Raw genomic sequence first — 19005 nt, forward strand, 5'->3', positions numbered from 1 at the left:
ATCCGATGCGATCGAACATGTAATGGGCACCTTATACGCCCGAAGGGGCAATGATGCAAGATGAGCGTCAGGAGCGCACCCAGTCCATGAACACCGGCGCGCAATCGCCCAGGCCCTTGGTCTCGTAGCGGGTGGTGATGTGATCGGCGGGGGCGATGCGCCAGTCATCGGCTTTTGAAGCCTGCCAGACAAAGCGGTCATCCTGCCGGAATTCGCTCATGCAGTGGTCGGCATAGGATTTGACGTCCGTGGCGATGCGCAGCTGGCCGCCCGGTTTGAGCAGGCGCGCGAAGGCATCGCGCGTGGTCTGCTGCACGAAGCGGCGCTTGGCGTGGCGCTTCTTGTGCCAGGGGTCGGGGAAGAGCAGGAAGATCCGGTCGAGGCTGGCATCGGTGAAGCGCGGCAGCAGTTCGCGCGCATCGGCACGGGCCAGGCGGACATTTTCCAGGCCCTGCGCGTCGATATAGGTCAGCGCCTTGGCGACGCCGTTGAGGAAGGGCTCGATGCCGATGAAGCCGGTGTCCGGCGCACGGGCGGCCTGGGCAGCGAGATGCTCGCCGCCGCCAAAGCCGATTTCCAGCACCTGCCGGCGGCAGTGAGGCAGCAGCTCAGCCGCGTCCACCGGCCCGCTCTCAGGCAGGCCGATGCGCGGCAGGAGATCGTCCACCAGCCCCTGCTGGCGCGCCGAGAGCGGCTTGCCCTGGGCACGGCCATACAGGCGGAATTCCGGTGCGTCCGGTTTCGCGGTCTTGCTCATGCGCGGGCATTTAGCGGTTTTGCGACCGCTTGGCATCCCTTGCGTCGCAGACCCGCCGCCTCAGTGCGCGAGCGCGCCTTCATCGGCTTCGCTTGCCAGCGTGCGGACCAGTTCCAGAACGCGCCGCCGGACCTTGGAGTCCTGGATGCGCGAAAAGGCTTCGGCCAGCGACACACCGTCGGCGCTCTGGATGAAGTCGTAGACGACGGGGGTCTGGTCGCCTTCCGCCATGCCTGTGGCGGCCGATTTCTCGCCCAGCCCTTCGAAGAAGAACTGCACAGGCACGTCCAGCACGCGCGACAGCCGGTAGAGCCGGCTGGCGCCGACGCGGTTGGCACCGCGCTCGTACTTCTGGACCTGCTGGAAGGTGACACCCAGTTCGTCACCGAGCTTTTCCTGACTCATCTTGACCAGTTGGCGGCGCAACCGGATCCGAGCGCCGACATGGACGTCGATCGGGTTGGGCCCCCTGGGATTCGCCTTGGGCATTCAATTACCTCATTACCGGTTTGCCACCCCGCGGTGCCGGAACGACGCTATCACAACCCTTGCGTGATTTCACATCACTTTCAGTTCATGTTCGCGTCGACAGCAGCCGGACCACCGCCCGGCGGCGCAGGATCAGGACACCGGCCAGAATTGTCAGGATAACAATCCAGACCGGCACATCGCCCCACCACCCGTATAGAGGAACGCTCACAGGCCTCGGAAGGTTCACATCGCGAACACCTTCCTCACCCGGAGGAATTTCCACCCGGGTCCGGCCATGCGCATCGACCACGCCGGACACGCCGCGCGCGGCCGAGCGGATCATCGGCACACCGGTCTCGATCGCCCGGTAACGCGCCTGGTTGAAATGCTGCCGCGGCCCGGCCGTAACCCCGAACCAGGCATCGTTGGAAATGTTGAGCAGCCAGGCCGGCCGGTCGGCAACCGCGCGGACGAAGCCGGGGAAGATCGCCTCATAGCAGATCAGCGGCATCACGGGCGGCGCACCGGGCAAGTCCAGCGTCGTCGCACCCGGTCCCGGCGTGAACTGGTAGCGCGCGAACGCGTCCAGCCCGACCGCGCGCAGGAGGCCGGTCAGCGGCACGATCTCGCTGAATGGCGTCAGGCGCACCTTGTCGTACAGGCTCTCCACGCGCGGCGAACCATTGGGAAAGCGCAGGCCGACCAGGGCGTTGTAGTAGGCGTACTCGCCACTGCCATTGTCGGCGCGGCGGTTGATGCCGGCGACCAGGGTCTGGCCGGCGCGCAATTGCTGGCCGATCAGGGCCAACGTCGCATCGTCCTCCAGCATGAAAACCGGCAGCGCGCCTTCCGGCCAGATGACATGGGTGACGTCCGCCAGCCCCGGCTCGCCGGTCAGTTCGAGATAGCGGTCGCGGGTCATGGCGGCCCCGCCGGGTGCCCATTTCGCGCGCTGCGGAATATCGGCATGGACCAGGCGCAGCCTGATGTCCGGCTGATAGCCCGCATCGGCACCGGACAGGCGCAGCGCCCCGCCGCACAGCACGACCAGGCCGATCACGGCACCGGCAATCACCGGCGCCAGGCTGGACAGGCGCAAGGGACGCCCGATGGCGGCCGCCGGCGAGGCCAGGGCAAAAACCGTCAGGAAGGAGAGCCCGTAAATCCCGAACCAGGCCGCTGCCTGGCTCATCGCCCCGCCGGCCGGCCAGGCATAGCCGGGCAGATTCCAGGGCAGACCGCCAAAGAGATGTCCGCGCAGCCATTCGGTCACGGTGAGTACGGCGGCAAGGACCAGCACCCGCCAGGGCAGGCGCGGCGCGATCCAGGCCTGCAGCACGCCGGCGAGCCCCCAGAACACGGCCAGCATCGCGGCAAAGGCCGGCACGGCCACCGGCACCATGAAGCCATAGCCTTCGCCGCGGGTCAGGAAAGCAAAGGCGATCCAGTAGGTACCGGCGAGGAAATAGCCGAAGCCGAAGACGAAACCGCGCAGGAAGCCGGCCAGGGTGCGTTTCGGGTGACGCCGGGCGCCGTCCAGGCTCCACACCAGCACGCACAGGCCCACCGCCAGCGCCGGCCAGAGATGCAGCGGCGCCATCGCGGTCGCCGACAGGGCGCCGGCCGCAAAGACCACGGCGAGATGCCGCCAGCCCTGACGGGCGGCCAGCCAGGCCCGCGGACGCCAGAGAGCGAGCCGGCGCCAGTTCATGATTCGGGTCCGGCTCCGTCTGCCGCCGGCACGGCCGCTGGCCTGGGCTTGCGATGCGCGGCGCGAACACGCATCCGCTTGATGCGGCGGCTGTCGGCCTCGATCACCTCGAACTCATAGCCGGTCGGGTGACGGATCACCTCGCCGCGCTCGGGCACACGGCCGATCAGGGTGAAAACCAGCCCGCCCAGGCTGTCGACATCCTCGTCCTCGTCCTCGGCGGCGATCTCCTCGCCGACGACGGCTTCGAAATCGTCGATCTCGGCCCGTGCATCGACATCCCAGACGCCGGGGCCGCGGGCGCGGATGGCCGGCGAATCCTCGTCGTCATGCTCGTCCTCGATATCGCCCACGATCGGCTCGATCAGGTCTTCCAGCGTCACCAGACCGTCCGTGCCGCCATACTCGTCGACCACCAGCGCCATGTGCATGCGGCGGCCCTGCATGCGGCGCAGCAGATCGCTGGCGCGCATGGAGGGCGGGGCAAACAGGAGCGGACGGCTGATGGCGGGCAGGATCTGTTTCTGCAGCCAGCCGGGCAGGCGCTCGCCGTCCTCGCTCGGCGCGAGATGGCCCACCACGTCCTTGATGTGTGCAACGCCGACCGGGTCGTCCAGCGTTTCCCGGTAGATCGGCATGCGCGAATGCGCCGCCTCGGCAAAGCGCTGTGCCAGCTCGTCGAGCGGTGTGGAGACCTCGACGCCGATAATGTCGGCGCGCGGAACCATCACGTCGGCAACGCGCAGAAGGTCCAGCGCATCCGCCTCGATGGAGAGCGGCAGGGACGCCGGCGCCGCCGGTGTGGCCGCCGCCGCGACGGGAGTTCGACCGCTTTTACCCAGTATGCGCCGGAACCAGGAGCGGCCCTCCGGGCCCGGCGTGATAGGATTGTCAGCCATTGTGTCTTCGATCGGGAAATTGTCGCTCAGGCGGCATAGGGATCAGCCACCCCCAGTCTGGCCAGCGCACGCCGCTCCAGACCTTCCATGATTTCAGCCTCGTCATCATCCTGGTGATCATACCCCTGCAAATGCAGGAATCCATGGATGATCAAGTGCCGCAGGTGATCGGCGAGCGCGATTTCGCGCGCCTGCGCCTCGCGCGCCACAACACCGGCGGCCAGGGCGATGTCACCAAGGTGATTGTCGGCATGCCCGCCGGAGGGGAAGGAGAGCACATTCGTGGGCCCTTCCCGGCCGCGGAATTCGGCATTCAGGGCCGCCACGGCGTCGTCGCCGGTGAGCAGGATCGCGACGACGCCGGGACTACGTTCGTCGAGCTCTTCGCAAACGGCTTCAACGGCTTGCTCGGCGAGACGGGTCTTGCCGTCCAGCCCGTTCCAGGCCTCGTCCTCAACGATCAGGTCGACAGCGTTCATCGGTCCGGTTTCGCCGTGCCGCTCGCGCGGCGCGCATCGTCCTCATAGGCTTCCACGATCCGGGCCACCAGATCGTGCCGGACCACATCAACACGCGAAAACCGGCAGATGGCAACACCCTTCGTCTCCGACAGGATGCCCAGCGCATGGCCGAGGCCGGACGGCTCGCGCGGATGCAGGTCGATCTGGCTGGGATCGCCGGTCACCGCCATGCGCGAGCCTTCGCCCAGGCGGGTCAGCACCATCTGCATCTGCGGCTTTGACGTGTTCTGCGCCTCGTCGACGATGACAAAGGCGCGATTGAGCGTGCGGCCGCGCATGAAGGCGAGCGGGGCGACCTCGATCCGGCCGTCCTCGCGCATCTTTTCCAGCTGGTGACGCCCCAGCGTGTCGGCCAGCGCATCCCAGACCGGCAGGAGATAGGGATCGACTTTCTCGGTCAGATCGCCCGGCAGGAAGCCCAGCTTCTCGCCGGCCTCGACAGCCGGGCGGGTGATGATCAGCTTCTCGACCTTGCGCTGGACCAGCAGCGAGGCGCCATAGGCGACCGCCAGCAGCGTCTTGCCGGTACCGGCCGGGCCGACGCCGAAAATCAGGTCATAGGCCTTGTCATTCTTCAGCGCGCGCACGTATTCGCGCTGGCCTTCGGTGCGGGCGATCAGGCTGGAACCGCGCGGCACGCGGATCACGCCATCCTCGTTCTCGCCGGCCCGCTCGTCGGTGTCGCGCAGGCGCAGCGCCGCGCGCACGGCCGCCTCGTCGCAGGTCAGCCCGTGTTCCAGCGAAGCATAGAGCCGCTTGAGCACGCGCTTGGCTTCATCGCGCGCCGCGCCGTCGCCAGCCGTGATGACAATCTGGCCACCGCCGGGCGCCGACAGGCGCACACCCAGTTCCTGCTCGATCAGGATCAGGAAACGGTCGCCGGCGCCGGCCATGCCGCGCAGGCGTTCCTTGTCGTCGAAGAAGACCGTTTCCGAGGCTTCGCGCCGCGGCTTGGTGGCCCGGTTGCGGGGCGGTGTTTTCGCTGAACTCACGCCGCGCTCCGCTCTCCGCCCGCCAGACGCCCGGCCAGCGCGTTACGGCTGGCGCGCTCGATAACGACCTGGCCGATATGGCCGATCATTTCGGCCGGCGCCTCGACATGGACGGCCTGCAGATAGGGGCTGCGGCCGTGCAATTGCCCGTCCTGGCGGCCTGGCTTTTCAAACAGGACCGGCAGGGTGCGCCCGATCCGGCTTTCGTTGAAGGCAATCTGCTGGGCGTTGAGCAGATCCTGCAGCACGGCCAGACGTTCGCCTTTCACGGCTTCGTCGATCTGGCCCATCATCGCGGCCCCGGGCGTGCCCGGACGGCGCGAATACTTGAAGGAGAAGCAGGAGGCGTAATTCACCTCGCGCACCAGATCGAGCGTGGCCTGGAAATCGGTATCGGTCTCGCCGGGAAAGCCGACAATCATGTCGCCGGAAATCGCGATATCCGGCCGGGCCGCCCGCAGGCGCTCGATGATGGCGATGTATTCCGCCGCCGTGTGCTGACGGTTCATGGCCTTGAGGATCTTGTCCGAGCCTGCCTGCACCGGCAGGTGGAAATAGGGCATCAGCTTGGGTTCGTCGGCGAAGGCCGCGATCAGGTCGTCATCCATGTCGCGCGGATGCGAGGTGGTGAAGCGGATACGCTCGATACCGCCGATCAGGGCGATATGGCGCACCAGCTGGCCCAGACCCCAGGCACCGTCGGCCTCGCGGCCGGACGGCGGCGCGCCGTGGAAGGCGTTGACATTCTGGCCCAGCAGCGTGACTTCGCGCACGCCCTTGGCGGCCAGGCCGCGCACTTCGGCAACGATCTGGTCGACCGGGCGCGACCATTCCGCACCGCGCGTATAGGGCACGACACAGAAGGTGCAGAACTTGTCGCAGCCTTCCTGCACGGTGACGAAGGCGGAATAGCCCTCGACCTGGCGCTCGCCGGCGAGACGGTCGAACTTGTCCTCGACCTCGAACTCGGTATCCAGCGCCTCGCCCCGGGCACGATGCGCCTGGGCGATCAGCTCGGGAAGCTTGTGATAGGTTTGCGGTCCGACAACGAGATCGACGACCGGTGCGCGCTTCATGATCTCCGCGCCCTCGGCCTGGGCAACGCAGCCCGCCACGGCGATCGTCATGCCGCCGGATGCCGCCTTCTCCTCCTTCAGCGGGCGCAGGCGGCCCAGCTCGGAATAGACTTTCTCGGCAGCCTTCTCGCGGATGTGACAGGTGTTCAGGATCACCAGATCGGCGCCATCGGGCTCCTCGGCCGGCTCATAGCCAAGCGGGGCCAGCACGTCTCTCATCCGTTCGGAATCGTAGACATTCATCTGGCAGCCGTAAGTCTTGATGAAGAGACGTTTGCGCGTCGAACTCATGAAACCTTCAAAACCGCCTCCGGCGGTTCACCCAATCAGCGTCGTCCGGCCCGCGGCCGGGAAGCGGGGCGTTATGATGGAAATGGGGCCGATAGGCAAGGCCCGCAAGACTATTCGGCCTCTACGGCGCCTTCAGGAACAGTCTCCCGGGACGGCAGTTCATGCGTGCCCGGATCATGCCGCTTGGCGCCGAGCGCCAGGAAGAGCGCGACAATCGTCAGCGCCGAGGCCAGAAGGAAGGGCGCGCCGGCGAAGACAAACGGCGCATCGGCGCCGGTAAAGCCCTCGAACATGCGCGACATGATCAGCGGCCCGATAATCATCGACAGGCTCTGCATCGAGGTCATCGCCCCCTGCAGCTCGCCCTGGGCATTGGCCGGCACGATACGGGAGATCACGCCCTGCAGCGCCGGCTGGCCGATCCCGGCCAGCGCACCGAAGACGATGATCGGGTAGACCATCCAGCCACTGGTCGCCAGGCCATAGGCGGCATAGGAGCACACGGCCAGCGACAGCGAGACCGCGATGGCGCGCCACTCGCCCAGCTTCGGCACGAGAATGCGGGTCAGCCCGCCCTGCACCAGCGCCGTGGTCAGCCCGACCGCCATCAGCGACAGGCCGATATCGCCTGCCGTCCAGCCGAACTTGAAGTCGGTGTAGTAGGACCAGACAGCCGGATAGACCGCGTGGCCGAGCAGCATCAGGAAGACCGCACCCATCATCACCAGAACCGCCGGATAGGACCGCATCTGCATGAGCGAACCCAGCGGGTTGGCGCGGCGGATCGAGAAGGCGCGGCGATTTTCCGGCGCCAGTGTCTCGGGCAGCACGAAAAGACCGTAGATCAGGTTCAGCCCGGCCAGGATGCCGGCCGCAAAAAACGGCGCGCGCGGACCGAAATGCTCGCCCAGCAGTCCGCCGATCGCCGGGCCCAGGATGAAGCCGATGCCGAAAGCCGCACCCATCATGCCGAACCGTCCGGCGCGTTCATGGGCCGGTGTGATGTCGGCGATGTAGGCGTTGGCGGTGGAATAGCTGGCGCCGAACACGCCGGCCAGGATACGGCCGATCAGCAGCAGCCAGAAATGCGGGGCAAAGCCCATCATCGTGTAGTCGAGCGTGAAGCCGGCCAGCGCCGCAAGCAGAACGCGCTTGCGACCGAACCGGTCGGACAGGCCGCCGACAATCGGGGCAAAGACAAATTGCATGCCGGCATAGCTGGCGGTCAGCCAGGCGCCCAGCACCACGGCATTGTTGGCTTCCAGCCCGGTCACATCCTCGATCAGGGCCGGCATGACAGGCATGATCAGCCCGATGCCGATCATGTCGATCAGCACGGTGATGAAAATGAAGATGAAAGCGTGCTTGCCGGGCTTGCGGGCGGACATGACGTCTCCTGCGGGAGGCGGACGCCCTAGTCCTCGGCGCCCTTCAGGGGCACGCCGTAAAGCTCCAGACGGTGATCGACAAGCTTGTAGCCCAGCTTGCGCGCGATCGCTTCCTGCAGACGTTCGATCTCTTCATTGACGAATTCCACGACTTCGCCCGTCTTCAGGTCGATCAGGTGGTCGTGATGCTCGTCGCCGACTTCCTCATAGCGCGACCTTCCGTCGCGGAAGTCGTGCCGCTCGATAATGCCGGCTTCCTCGAACAGGCGGACCGTGCGGTAGACCGTGGCCAGCGAGATCCGCGGATCTTCCGCCGACGCCCGGCGATGCAGTTCTTCGGCATCCGGATGGTCGTCGGAAGACGACAGCACGCGGGCGATGACCCGGCGCTGATCGGTCATGCGAAGTCCCTTCGCGATGCAGATCTGTTCGATACGGTCAGGCATCATCGTCCTCGTCCTTGATACTGCACAGATAGGCGCTCACGCCGGGGTTTGTCCATCTTCGCGCAGCCATTTCTCAAGGACAAGCGCATCGGTCCCGTCTGCATAATAGGCCTTGCGCAGCCCCACCTGCCGGTATCCCGCCCGGGCATAGAGCTTTTGTGCCGCCGTGTTGGCGACCGAAACCTCGAGGAAGACCCTGCCGCAGCCCGCCTGCATCAGCCCGTCCTGGGCGGCGGCGAGCAATTGTCCGCCGCGGCCGGAGACCCGGGCGTGCGGCGCAATGCCGATGGTGAGGATTTCCGCCTCGTCGAGCGCCTGGCGCACCACGACAAGGCCCCGCGCCTCGCCATCCCCGCGCAGGATCAGCGCCGTCACGCCGGCCGTCTGCAAAAGGGAGGCGAATTCGCGTTCCGACCAGGCGGCGGCAAAACAGACTGCGTGCAGCGCCGCCAGCTCGCCGGCGGCGTCCGTCCCGGCGCGCTCGATGGTCACGCTCATGCGGGCTCGATCCCGCCCGGCAGCTTGGCGTCCGGCGGGCGGGCATAGAAGGGCGAGGCCGGCGCCTGCGCCGGGTCTGCCTCGGCCGCCAGATCGAGCAGGGCGTGAAGGTCCAGCTCGCGGACATCGCGGACAGTCGCGCCTGCCGGATCGACAAGCGGTGCGCCCGATCCTGCGAGGACAAGACGGCTCAGACCCAATGCTTCGAGGTGCGCGGGAACCGCATCGACGGTGAGGCGCTGCGGCCCGGACGCTTCCGGTCCGGCCCAGACCTGCAGGATCACCTCGCCGCGCCTGGCGTCGTGCAGCACGGCCAGCGGGCGTACATCGTGCAACTGACGGGCGATCACGGCGAGATTGCCGATGCCGATGGCCACCGCACCCGTCGCCAGGGCCAGGCCGCGGGCGAAGGCCGTGCCGACGCGGGTGCCGGCAAAGCTGCCCGGACCGATCGTGACACCGATCCGCGTCAGCTCGCGGGGGGCGAGACCGGCATCGGCCAGGATCTGCTGCACCATCGGCGCCAGCCGTTCGGCATGGCCGCGGCCGATCCGTTCGCAAAGGACACGGTCCGGCCGGCCATCGGCGCGCAGCGCGACGGCACAGTCCGGACCGGTGGTATCGATGGCCAGCAGGGTCATGCCAGCCCTTTAGAGGATTTTCGCGGCCTCGTCGAAGTCCAGGCGCGGCAGGCGCGGGAAGAGGTTCTTTGTCGTGCCATAGCCCAGATTGACCAGGAAGTCCGACCGCCAGGTCTTCATCTGCGGATCGCCGAGGAAGAATTCCTTGTCCAGACCGTCATTCTCGAACCCGGTCATCGGACCGGTGTCCAGGCCCAGCGCGCGGGCCGCGATGATCAGATAGGCGCCCTGCAGCACGGCATTGCGCTTGCCATTGTCGAGCGTCGAGGCCGGCGCGGTGAACCAGTCGCGGGCACCGGGATTGTGCGGCATCAGCTGGGGCACCTTGTCGTAGAACTCGGTATCCCAGGCGACGACTACCGTGACCGGCGCCTTCATGGTCTTTGCCCGGTTTCCCTCGGACAGGTGCGGCTCCAGGCGGGCCTTGGCTTCGGGCGTGGTCAGGAAGAGAAAGCGCGCCGGCGAGGAATTGGCGCTGGTCGGGCCCATGCGGACCGTGTCGTAGAGCCGTTTCAGCGTCTCGGCCGGGACCGGGCGGGTCTCGTCGAAATCATTATAGGTGCGGGCGTCCAGCAGGATCTGCTTCAGCGCGGCCGCATCGATCGGATCGTTATGGGTGGGCTTGCGCGACAATTCGTCGGCCATGGGGTCGCTCCTGTGCGAATAACCAGTTCGCCCGGACCATAATCCGGGCCGAGCGGCTTTTGAATTTCCGCACTGGAAAAAGTCTTTCCGGCGTGCGGAAACCGTTATTCGACGGCTTCCACACCCTGGATTTCGGGAATGTAGTGGCGCAGCAGGTTCTCGATTCCGGCCTTCAGCGTCATCGTCGAGGACGGACAGCCCGAGCAGGCGCCGCGCATGCGCAGGCGCACGAGCCCGCTGTCGGCGACATAGGAATGAAACAGGATATCGCCGCCATCGCGCGCCACGGCGGGACGGACGCGGGTGTCGATGAGGTCGATGATCTCTTTCACCACCTCGGCATCGGCGCCGTCATACTCGGCATGATCGACGCCGCTCTGCGACGTCTCGAACAGCGGCCGGCCGGACTGCAGCCCGTCCATGATCGCGCCCAGCAGGAAGGGCTTGATATGGTCCCACTCATAATCGTCGGTCTTGGTGACGGCGACGAAATCCTCGCCGAAAAACACACCGCTAACCCCGTCGACCAGGAAGAGATCGGCCGCCAGCGGCGACGCCTCGGCATCCTCGGCATTCTCGAATTCCCGCGGCTGGTCGGGCGAGATTTCGCGTCCCGGCAGGAATTTCAGCGTGTTGGGATTGGGCGTGGCTTCAGTCTGGATGAACATGGCTCGGGTCTCCTGATCGTCACTTGGCCCACCCGGACGCAGCTTTCAACCATGATCGCCGTGTGGGTTTCACACGAGCGCGTCGATTTCCGCCGGATCCATGTCGCCGGGCACCACTGTCACCGGCACCGCGCGGCTCTCGAACAGGCCGCGGCCGCGCGCCAGCGCGGTGACCAGCGGGCCGGGGCCTTCGCTCGAGGAGGACGCCGCCAGCACGAGCAGCGAGATCAGCGGGTCTTCCTCCAGAAGACGCGCCAGCACGGTCCGGCGATCGCCTTCGCGCAGCAGCAATTCCGGACGCTCGCCGGTCACGGCCTCGGCATCCTCGGCCATGGATTCCAGCAGCGTCTCGGCGGCGGTCTCCGCTTCGCGCTTGGCGGTCTCGGCGACGCCGATCCAGTGATTGAAGTCGCTGGGCTCATGCGTTGCCAGGATGGCGACATGGGCACCGGTCGACACGGCGCGGCGGGCGGCGAAGTAGAGCGCCGTCCGGCACTCATTGCTGTCGTCGGCCACGACCAGGAATTTTCGTGAACTCTGCGGCATGAAACGGAGTTTGGCGTCTCGCGGGCGACTCGTCCAGAGAATGCTGCTACCACCGCGCGGGCAAGGGAGGGCGCATGTCTGCAAGCGAACATCGGGACCGGCGCAATGCCGCGACACCGGCGAGAATTTTCGGCCTGACCGACAAGGCGCTGGTCTGGCGCGGCGAGGACGGGAACGCCGCAGCCGGCCAGGTCGAGCTGGCCGATATCGCCCAGGTACGGCTGAGTGTGGAGATGGCCGGCCAGCAGAGCCAGGTCGTCTGCCGCATCACCGATACGCGGGGACAGGAAACCGTTTTCGGATCGATGCGCTGGTCCGGCGTGGGGCAGTGGGAGCCCGCCGCGGACACATTCAGCGCCCTGCTGCGCGACCTGCACCTGGCCTTGCTGCCCTATCGCGACGGCATCCGCTTCATCGAAGGCTCGTCGATGGTCTTCCTGTTCGTGATGTTCTCACTGGGCCTGGCGCTGACGGGGATCAGCCTGTTCTTCTTCGCCCTGCTCTTCCTGGTGCGCGAACAGGCGTCCGGCCTGTTCCTGATTGCCGGGGTCGTGGCGGGCGTGTGGCTGACCCGCCTGTTCTGGCCCCGCGGGCCGAAACCCTATGATCCGGAAACCTATGCCCGGCCCGCAACACCGCGCGAACCGGAGCCTGCGGACGGGATCTAGTGTCCGGAATGCCCGCCCGGTGCCGTATTGCGCGCCTGGAACGTGACCGCCACCTCGCCGGCCCGTTCAAAGACGAGCGTGCCGGTGACCTCATCGCCCTCGGCGACCGGATCCATGCCGAACACCATCAGGTGCAGCCCGCCCGGCGCAAAGGCCAGCGCGCCGGCATCGGTGATGTCCTGCGGACCCACCTGGCGCATCTGCATCATGCCTTCATCATTCATGGTGTGGGTGTGCAGCTCGATATGGCCGGCACCGTCCATGCGCGCCTCGATGAGGCGATCGGCATGGCCCTGCGCGAGCGTCGCCGTGAAATAGGCCGCCGTCACGTCGCGGCCCTGCGGATGCGGCCGGATCCAGGCGTCGCTAATCTCGACCACCGGGGCGATGCCGTCATCAGGCAACGGCGCGGCCGCGTCAGCCGTTTCAGCAGGTGCCGCGAGATCCATCCCGCCATGGTCCATGGCGCTATCCCGGGTGGCGGTGTCTTCGGCCGGTTCGCTGCAGGCTGTCAGGGCGAGGCCTGCGGCTGCAATCAGGGCATAGTGCTTCATTGAAGTCCTCCAGCCGCTACAGGACCGCGCCTTGGAAAGGCCCGCCATGCGGCGAATTGTCCGCCTGAACCATTTCATCGCGATCTTGGTTGATGAATGGATCGATTTTAGTGCCAGAAACCGATGATTTCCTTGGTTTCCTTGAGGATCGGCGCGGCGATCACATCGGCCCGCTCGGCGCCTTTTGCCAGGATACGGTCGATCTCGGCCTGGTCGGCAATCAGCCGGCGGAATTCCTGCGAGATCGGCGCGAGATATTCCACGGCCACATCCGCCAGCGCCGGCTTGAACGCGCCGAAGCCCTGGCCACCGAACTCGGCGAGCACTTCCGCCTTGGTCTTGCCGGTCAGCGCGGCATAGATGCCGACCAGATTGGACGCTTCGGCACGGGCCTCCAGACCCTCCACCGTTTCCGGCAGCGGCTCGGGATCGGTTTTCGCCTTCTTGATCTTGCGGGCGATCGTGTCGGCATCGTCTTCCAGATTGATGCGCGAATTGTCCGACACGTCGGACTTGGACATTTTCGCCGTGCCGTCGCGCAGGCTCATGATGCGCGCGCCCGGCCCCTGGATCACCGGCTCGGTCAACGGGAAAAAGGCCTGGCCATCGCCGTAGTCGCGGTTGAAGCGCGCCGCGATATCGCGGCACAGCTCGAGATGCTGCTTCTGGTCCTCACCGACAGGCACATGCGTCGCCTTGTAGGCGAGAATGTCGGCGGCCTGCAGCACGGGATAGGTCAGCAGGCCGACGGAGGCGCGCTCCTTGTCCTTGCCGCCCTTGTCCTTGAACTGGGTCATGCGCTCGGCCCAGCCCAGACGCGCCACGCAGTTGAAGATCCAGGCCAGCTCCGCATGTGCGGAGACAGCGGACTGGGCGAAGATGATGCTCTTGTCCGGGTTCACGCCAGCCGCGATATAGGCTGCAGCCGCAGCACGCACGGCACCGGGCAGGGCCTTGGGATCGTGCGGCATGGTGATCGCGTGCATGTCGACCACGCAATAGATGCACTCGGCATCGCCCTCATCCTGCAGCGCCACCCAGTTCTTCAGCGCGCCCAGATAATTGCCGAGATGCAGGCGGCCGGTGGGCTGCATGCCGGAAAAGATGCGCTTGGGACCGGTGTAGTCGGTGGGCGTTTCGCTCATGGGATCTGACCTTCGGGGACAGGAAAATGGGAGAGGCGGTGATACCGGCGCCTCTCCCTAGGCTCAAGCCTTGTTTGGCAGGCTTAGCGGCGCCCCAGCGCCTGCAGCACTTCCGAAGGCCGTAGCGCGCCGGTCATAATGCTGACCAGGCCGAACACGCCGAGTCCGGCACCGCTTACCAGGACCAAAGCGAGTAGCTGGCTGCCAAGAGCCAGTGCAGTAATTGTCTCCGATTGGCTGGCGAGCGCCGCGATCGCCAGCCCCATCATCGTTGCAGCTACCGCGACACGTGGCAGCCGCGACTTCAGTCGCGCGTCGAAGTCCAGCCCGCCGCGTCGACGTAGTGTCAGCATCAACAGGATCGCATTGAGCCAGCCGGCAAGGCTCGTCGCAGCCGCCAGACCGACATGGCCAAACTCCGGAAAGCGATTGCGGATCAGGAAGAAGAGACCCAGCCCGACGGCGACGTTCACCAGCATGGACAACGCTGCAAACCTCATCGGTGTCTTTGTGTCCTCACGCGCGAAAAACCCGGGTGAGAAGACCTTGATCAGCACAAATGCGGGGAGGCCGACTGCAAACGCCTGTACGGCAAAAGCCGTCCCCCTTGCCGCCTGGTCGGAGAACTCGCCGCGCATGAAGAGGCCTTCGACGAGGAAGTTCGGCATCACAATCATGGCGATGGCTGCGGGTACGGTCAGCGCCATCGACATTTCGAGCGCGCGATTCATGGCGTTGCGCGCACCGTCATGATCCTCCGCTCGCATGCGGCGCGACAATGTCGGTAGCAAAGCCACACCCATGGCAATACCGATCACGCCCAGTGGCAGCTGGTAAAGCCGGTCCGCAAAGTAGAGCAATGCCACCGCCCCGTCCTGCAGCGAGGCAATCTGCTGACTGATGATGATATTGATCTGGGTTATGCCTGCAGCAAAAGTACCGGGTATTCCCAACGCGATAAGGCGTTTCACGCCTGGGGTCAGCCGCGGCAGCGTGAGGCCGAAACGTATGCCGAGGCGTCGGCACCCCCAGAACAGGAAGAGTGCCTGCAGTATACCTGACACCGTCACACCGAAGCTGAGCCGCAACCCGGTCACCTGAGCCGTGTCAGGGGCCGTTGCCAGAACAGCAATCAGAACCACATTCAGGATCACTGGGGCAGCAGCCGCAACCACGAAGCGATTGTGGGAGTTGAGGACACCGCCCAACATCGCCGTTATAGACATCAGGAAGATGTAGGGCATGGTGATCTGGGTAAACAGTACGGCCAGTTCGTAGCGGCGGCCCGGCTCGCCGATTTCGAAACCGGGCACAATCGCCATCATGAGCCACGGCATCAACACCTGCGCCAACACGACAAACACCGCGAGCACGGTAATCAGGACCGACAAGACCTGTTTCAGGAAAAGCTGTGCTTCTTCCTGACCTTCGGCTTCTACCTTGCCCGCATAAAGGGGCACGAAGGCGGCGTTGAAGGCGCCCTCGGCAAACAGGCGGCGAAAAAGGTTGGGGAAACGCAGCGCAACGACAAAGGCCTCGGACACCGGCCCTGTGCCCAGCGCTGCGGCAAGCAGCATGTCGCGCACAAAACCAAGAACCCGGCTGACCATGGTGAGGGCGCCGACCACCGCCGAGGACCTGAGAAGACGCATCGAAACCCCAAGGACAAACTTATCCAATAAAGTACGATGTCTCTATCGTAGGCTCCAGACGACCTAGCACAAAAAATGACCCGACGCAGCATCGCGAACACGAGGCGCATGGCACCCACGCCTGCACCTCGTGTTCTTCATATTAGCTAGTCGCCGCTATTGGGATTGTTTCCTTCCAAGTTTGTGCCGCACGCGCGGTCCACAAAATTGGGGTCGCCACCTCCCGCCAGCGTGTGGAATGCGACACACATCATCTCTGGCGCAGACAGATCTCTCAGGGATTGGATCGAGTTGTCTTCAGGGTATTGATACGGAACACCGGGCCAATCGGTATTGTCAGGGACATTTGGACCGGGCGGCGGAGAAGTGGGAGGAGGGGGGGGACTCCTGTCCCATAACTGCACCGCCATGAGTCGCAAGAACTACCGATGTCAAAGCCGCAATTCCGATTTGGGAAAAACCATTCATGATTAGCTCCATTAATCACACAACCTTAGACTAAGGCGCAGATCGAGCAAATTCAACCTTTGGTTTTTGGCGCGGTGAGCAAATTTCTCGAGTTCAGCGTTCCGCCGAACCCCGTTTTCCGTAATGTCAACGATAAGTTTGGCCGTTACCTCAGTACGCTGGCGCGGGCCCGCGCGATACCGCGCTGGGCGGCTTTTTCGTCGGCGGCCGTCTCGCTTTCGCTCAGCACGGCCATCAGACCTTTTTCCACCCGCTCGATCACCTCGGCATCTTCCAGCTTGGCCTGCCCGTGACTGACATAGAACACGTCGGTCGCCCGCTCGCCATAACCGTCGATCTGGGCGGAATTAAGCGCGAGGCCCTCATCGGCCAGCACGTCTGCCAGATCGGCCAGCAGACCGGGCCGGTCGCGGCCGGACGCCTCGATCACCGTGGCATTCTCGGCAATCTCGTTGGAAATCGTCACCGACGGCGTGACACGGAAAGCGGCATCGCGGCGCTGCAGCGGCATGGATTTGCGACGGCGCACGGTGAGCTCGCCCGTCGCGACCTCGCGCAGATAGGCGACCAGGGCCTGGCGCTGGCGCTCGTCCTGCTGGCCATAGGGCTGACCGGCCGCGTCCTGGATGTAGAAGATGTCGAAGACCTGGCCCGATGCGGTCGTGTTGATCGTCGCGCCGACAACATCCGCCCCCATCTCGGCAAAGGCGGCCACGATATCGGCGAAGATGCGCGTGCGGTCGGGCGACCAGATCATCACCTCGGTCGCAGCGCGGCGCCGGTCCACGCGCACACCGGCCGCCGTTGTCTCTCCGGCTTCGAAGGCCCGGCGGACAAAGGCGGCGTGGCGATACCGGTCCTCGCGGCCGAAGGATACCCAGTAGGCGTCGTTCAGTTCGGCCATCCACCAGGCCGCAAATTCCGGATTGAGCCGCTCCAGCCGAGGCAACACGGCCTCGCGCTCGGCCCGCGCCCGGTCCGACAGGCTGCGCCGGGCCGAGGCCATTGCGTCACCATCGCTGAGCAGCACCGCTTCGGTGGCCGTATAGAGTTCGCGGATCAGCTGGCCTTTCCAGCCATTCCAGACGCCGGGTCCGACAGCGCGGATATCGACCACGGTCAGCACGGTGAGCAGGCGCAGGCGCTCCACCGAGCCCACCGCAGCCGCGAAATCGGCGACAGTGCGCGGATCGGACAGATCGCGCCGCTGGGCGGTATCGCTCATCAGGAGGTGGGAGCGGATCAACCAGGCCACCAGCTCGGTATCGTCATGGCCCAGACCCAGGCGTTCGCAGGCCGTCAGCGCCCGCAATGCGCCCTCGATACACTGGTCGCCCGCTCCTTTGCCGGTATCGTGCAGCAGGATGGCCAGGTGCAGCGCGCGACGGTTCTGGATCAGCGGCGCGATCCGGGTCGAGAGCGGATGATCGAGCGGGTGCAGCCCGTCCTCGATCTCGCGCAAAAGGCCAAGCGCCTGCAGCGTGTGCTCGTCGACCGTATAGCGGTGATACATGTTGAACTGGGTGCGTGCGACGATATCGCCGAATTCCGGGATATAGCGCCCCAGAACGCCCGCCTCGGTCATCATGCGCAGCACGGCCATCGGCGCCGGACTGTCCAGCAACACGGCAAAGAAGGCGCGTGCCGCACGCGGGTCGCGGCGAAACTCGTCATCGATCAGATAGAGCGTTCGGCCGATCCGGGCGACGGCTTCCGGGTGCAGATCGAGCCGGCGCGAGGCGGCCATGTGGAAGAAGCGCAGCAGCCGCACCGGATCCTCGCGGATCTGGGTGCCATGGGCAAAGTCGAGCCGGCCCTCGCGGATGATGAACTCGCCGACATCGGCGCCTTCCTCACGATCCATGCCCGGCGGCAGGAAACGGGCCAGCCCTTTCGGCTTGGCCTTCCAGGCATCGGCCTCCAGCTTGGCGCAAACCAGGCGGGTCAGCGAGCCGACGGCCATGGCCGTGCGGAAATAGCGGCGCATGAAACGCTCGACAGCACTTTCCGTCTCGCTGTCCTCATAGCCCATGCGGGCGGCGATTTCTGGCTGCAGATCGAATGTCAGCCGCTCGTCCTTGCCGCCCGCCAGATCGTGCAGATGGAAGCGGACGGTCCACAGGAAGTCATCGGCCGCCACATAGCGGCTGACATCCTCGACCGAGAGCAGACGGGTGCCGACCCAGCGTTCGAAGGCATCGGCACCGTAGAGAAATTGCGCCAGCCAGCGCATCAGCTGCAGGTCGCGCAGCCCGCCCTTGCCGGATTTCAGATTGGGCTCGACCGTGTAGCGCGAGCGCCCGGCCTTCTCGATGCGCGCATCGCGCTCGCGCAGCTTGGCCTCGACAAAACCCTGCAGGTCGCCCGCGACGATTTCTTCGCGAAAACGCTGGGCAAGCGACTGGGTCGCGGTCTCGTCGCCCGCCAGATGGCGCAGGCTGAGCAGGGCGGTGCGTTCGGATGCGTCCTCGCGCGTCAGATCGAGGGTCTGGTCGATCGTGCGGCAGGCGCCACCCCCGACGTCGATCTTCAGATCCCACAGGGCGTAGAGGAATTGCTGCAGGAATTCGTCGGTCTCCGGCCGCTCGCCTTCCGGCTTCACCAGCAGGAGATCGACATCCGAGGACGGAGCCAGCTCGCCGGCCCCGAACCCGCCCTGGGCACACAAGGCGATGCCGGCCGCTCCGTCGGGGTCGCCTGCGGCCATGGAGTCGAACAGGGCGTGCAGGCAGACACTCATCCCGTCGGACAGGACCTGCGCCGCGGCGGCACCGCCGCCGGCACCGGACAGACGGGCAAAGGCCTGTTCACGGAACCCGTCCAGCGCCGAGCGGACATGGGCCAGCCCGGCCGAGCGCGCGGCAGGCGAGGTCCAGCCCGACTGCGCCGTAGCGGCAGCCAGTTGCGCCCGCAGTTTCAGGGCGTCGAGCGAGGCGGGCAGGGCGGACCGTGTCATGACGGCGTCAAT

General features: G+C 65.8%; 19 protein-coding genes. 1 reads left to right on the forward strand and 18 read right to left on the reverse strand.

Annotated elements, in window-relative coordinates:
• Positions 1-67: 67 nt before the first annotated feature.
• From trmB to PKE71_RS15865, 14 genes are all read right to left on the reverse strand, one after another.
• Positions 68-757, reverse strand: coding sequence for a tRNA (guanosine(46)-N7)-methyltransferase TrmB (gene trmB / locus PKE71_RS15800; RefSeq protein ID WP_271187968.1), 690 nt, complete (start codon positions 755-757; stop codon positions 68-70).
• A 60-nt stretch (positions 758-817) separates the two neighbouring features.
• Positions 818-1246 carry a helix-turn-helix domain-containing protein gene (locus PKE71_RS15805; protein WP_271187969.1) on the reverse strand — a complete coding sequence of 143 codons (429 nt, stop codon included), beginning with the start codon at positions 1244-1246 and terminating at the stop codon, positions 818-820.
• A gap of 85 nt (positions 1247-1331) precedes the next feature.
• On the reverse strand, positions 1332-2939 hold the full coding sequence (lnt, locus tag PKE71_RS15810; RefSeq protein ID WP_271187970.1) for an apolipoprotein N-acyltransferase: 1608 nt from the start codon (positions 2937-2939) through the stop codon (positions 1332-1334).
• The gene (locus tag PKE71_RS15815; protein ID WP_271187971.1) at positions 2936-3838 is read right to left on the reverse strand and encodes a transporter associated domain-containing protein; all 903 of its coding nucleotides are present in this window, start codon (positions 3836-3838) and stop codon (positions 2936-2938) included. Before PKE71_RS15815 ends, lnt begins: the two co-directional genes overlap by 4 nt.
• Before the next feature lie 26 nt (positions 3839-3864).
• A complete protein-coding gene (gene ybeY, locus PKE71_RS15820) occupies positions 3865-4317 on the reverse strand; it encodes an rRNA maturation RNase YbeY (protein WP_271187972.1) in 453 nt (150 codons plus the stop codon).
• Positions 4314-5351 (reverse strand): PhoH family protein, encoded by a 1038-nt coding sequence (locus PKE71_RS15825; protein ID WP_271187973.1) that lies wholly within the window; start codon positions 5349-5351, stop codon positions 4314-4316. Before PKE71_RS15825 ends, ybeY begins: the two co-directional genes overlap by 4 nt.
• Positions 5348-6718 (reverse strand): tRNA (N6-isopentenyl adenosine(37)-C2)-methylthiotransferase MiaB, encoded by a 1371-nt coding sequence (gene miaB / locus PKE71_RS15830; RefSeq protein WP_271187974.1) that lies wholly within the window; start codon positions 6716-6718, stop codon positions 5348-5350. The genes PKE71_RS15825 and miaB overlap by 4 nt, the downstream gene beginning before the upstream one ends.
• 110 nt (positions 6719-6828) lie before the next feature.
• Positions 6829-8106, reverse strand: coding sequence for a TCR/Tet family MFS transporter (locus tag PKE71_RS15835; RefSeq protein WP_271187975.1), 1278 nt, complete (start codon positions 8104-8106; stop codon positions 6829-6831).
• Between the two features lie 26 nt (positions 8107-8132).
• Positions 8133-8552, reverse strand: coding sequence for a Fur family transcriptional regulator (locus PKE71_RS15840; protein ID WP_271188021.1), 420 nt, complete (start codon positions 8550-8552; stop codon positions 8133-8135).
• 36 nt (positions 8553-8588) lie between these two features.
• Positions 8589-9050, reverse strand: a complete 462-nt coding sequence (gene rimI, locus PKE71_RS15845; protein WP_271187976.1) for a ribosomal protein S18-alanine N-acetyltransferase — start codon at positions 9048-9050, stop codon at positions 8589-8591.
• A complete protein-coding gene (gene tsaB / locus PKE71_RS15850) occupies positions 9047-9691 on the reverse strand; it encodes a tRNA (adenosine(37)-N6)-threonylcarbamoyltransferase complex dimerization subunit type 1 TsaB (RefSeq protein ID WP_271187977.1) in 645 nt (214 codons plus the stop codon). Before tsaB ends, rimI begins: the two co-directional genes overlap by 4 nt.
• 9 nt (positions 9692-9700) lie before the next feature.
• Complete coding sequence (locus tag PKE71_RS15855) at positions 9701-10336, reverse strand: malonic semialdehyde reductase (RefSeq protein WP_271187978.1); 636 nt, start codon at positions 10334-10336, stop codon at positions 9701-9703.
• A 104-nt stretch (positions 10337-10440) separates the two neighbouring features.
• A complete protein-coding gene (locus PKE71_RS15860) occupies positions 10441-11004 on the reverse strand; it encodes a NifU family protein (protein ID WP_271187979.1) in 564 nt (187 codons plus the stop codon).
• A 69-nt stretch (positions 11005-11073) separates the two neighbouring features.
• A complete protein-coding gene (locus PKE71_RS15865) occupies positions 11074-11550 on the reverse strand; it encodes a universal stress protein (protein WP_271187980.1) in 477 nt (158 codons plus the stop codon).
• Positions 11551-11624: 74 nt separating this feature from the next.
• On the opposite strand from PKE71_RS15865, the gene PKE71_RS15870 reads away from it, so the two are divergent.
• Positions 11625-12218 carry a hypothetical protein gene (locus tag PKE71_RS15870; protein WP_271187981.1) on the forward strand — a complete coding sequence of 198 codons (594 nt, stop codon included), beginning with the start codon at positions 11625-11627 and terminating at the stop codon, positions 12216-12218.
• Here the strand turns inward: PKE71_RS15870 and PKE71_RS15875 are convergent.
• The 4 genes from PKE71_RS15875 to PKE71_RS15890 all read right to left on the reverse strand — a co-directional run bounded on the left by PKE71_RS15875 (position 12215) and on the right by PKE71_RS15890 (position 18993).
• Positions 12215-12772: a copper chaperone PCu(A)C gene (locus PKE71_RS15875; protein ID WP_271187982.1), complete on the reverse strand. Its 558-nt coding sequence runs from the start codon at positions 12770-12772 to the stop codon at positions 12215-12217. The two genes, PKE71_RS15870 and PKE71_RS15875, sit on opposite strands and share 4 nt — an antisense overlap.
• Before the next feature lie 107 nt (positions 12773-12879).
• On the reverse strand, positions 12880-13917 hold the full coding sequence (gene trpS / locus PKE71_RS15880; protein ID WP_271187983.1) for a tryptophan--tRNA ligase: 1038 nt from the start codon (positions 13915-13917) through the stop codon (positions 12880-12882).
• An 83-nt stretch (positions 13918-14000) separates the two neighbouring features.
• Positions 14001-15569 (reverse strand): murein biosynthesis integral membrane protein MurJ, encoded by a 1569-nt coding sequence (gene murJ / locus PKE71_RS15885; RefSeq protein WP_271187984.1) that lies wholly within the window; start codon positions 15567-15569, stop codon positions 14001-14003.
• A gap of 613 nt (positions 15570-16182) precedes the next feature.
• The gene (locus PKE71_RS15890; protein ID WP_271187985.1) at positions 16183-18993 is read right to left on the reverse strand and encodes a [protein-PII] uridylyltransferase; all 2811 of its coding nucleotides are present in this window, start codon (positions 18991-18993) and stop codon (positions 16183-16185) included.
• Positions 18994-19005: the final 12 nt, after the last annotated feature.

It is taken from the genome of Maricaulis virginensis, assembly GCF_027922185.1.
GTDB classification, from domain to species: Bacteria; Pseudomonadota; Alphaproteobacteria; order Caulobacterales; family Maricaulaceae; genus Maricaulis; species Maricaulis virginensis.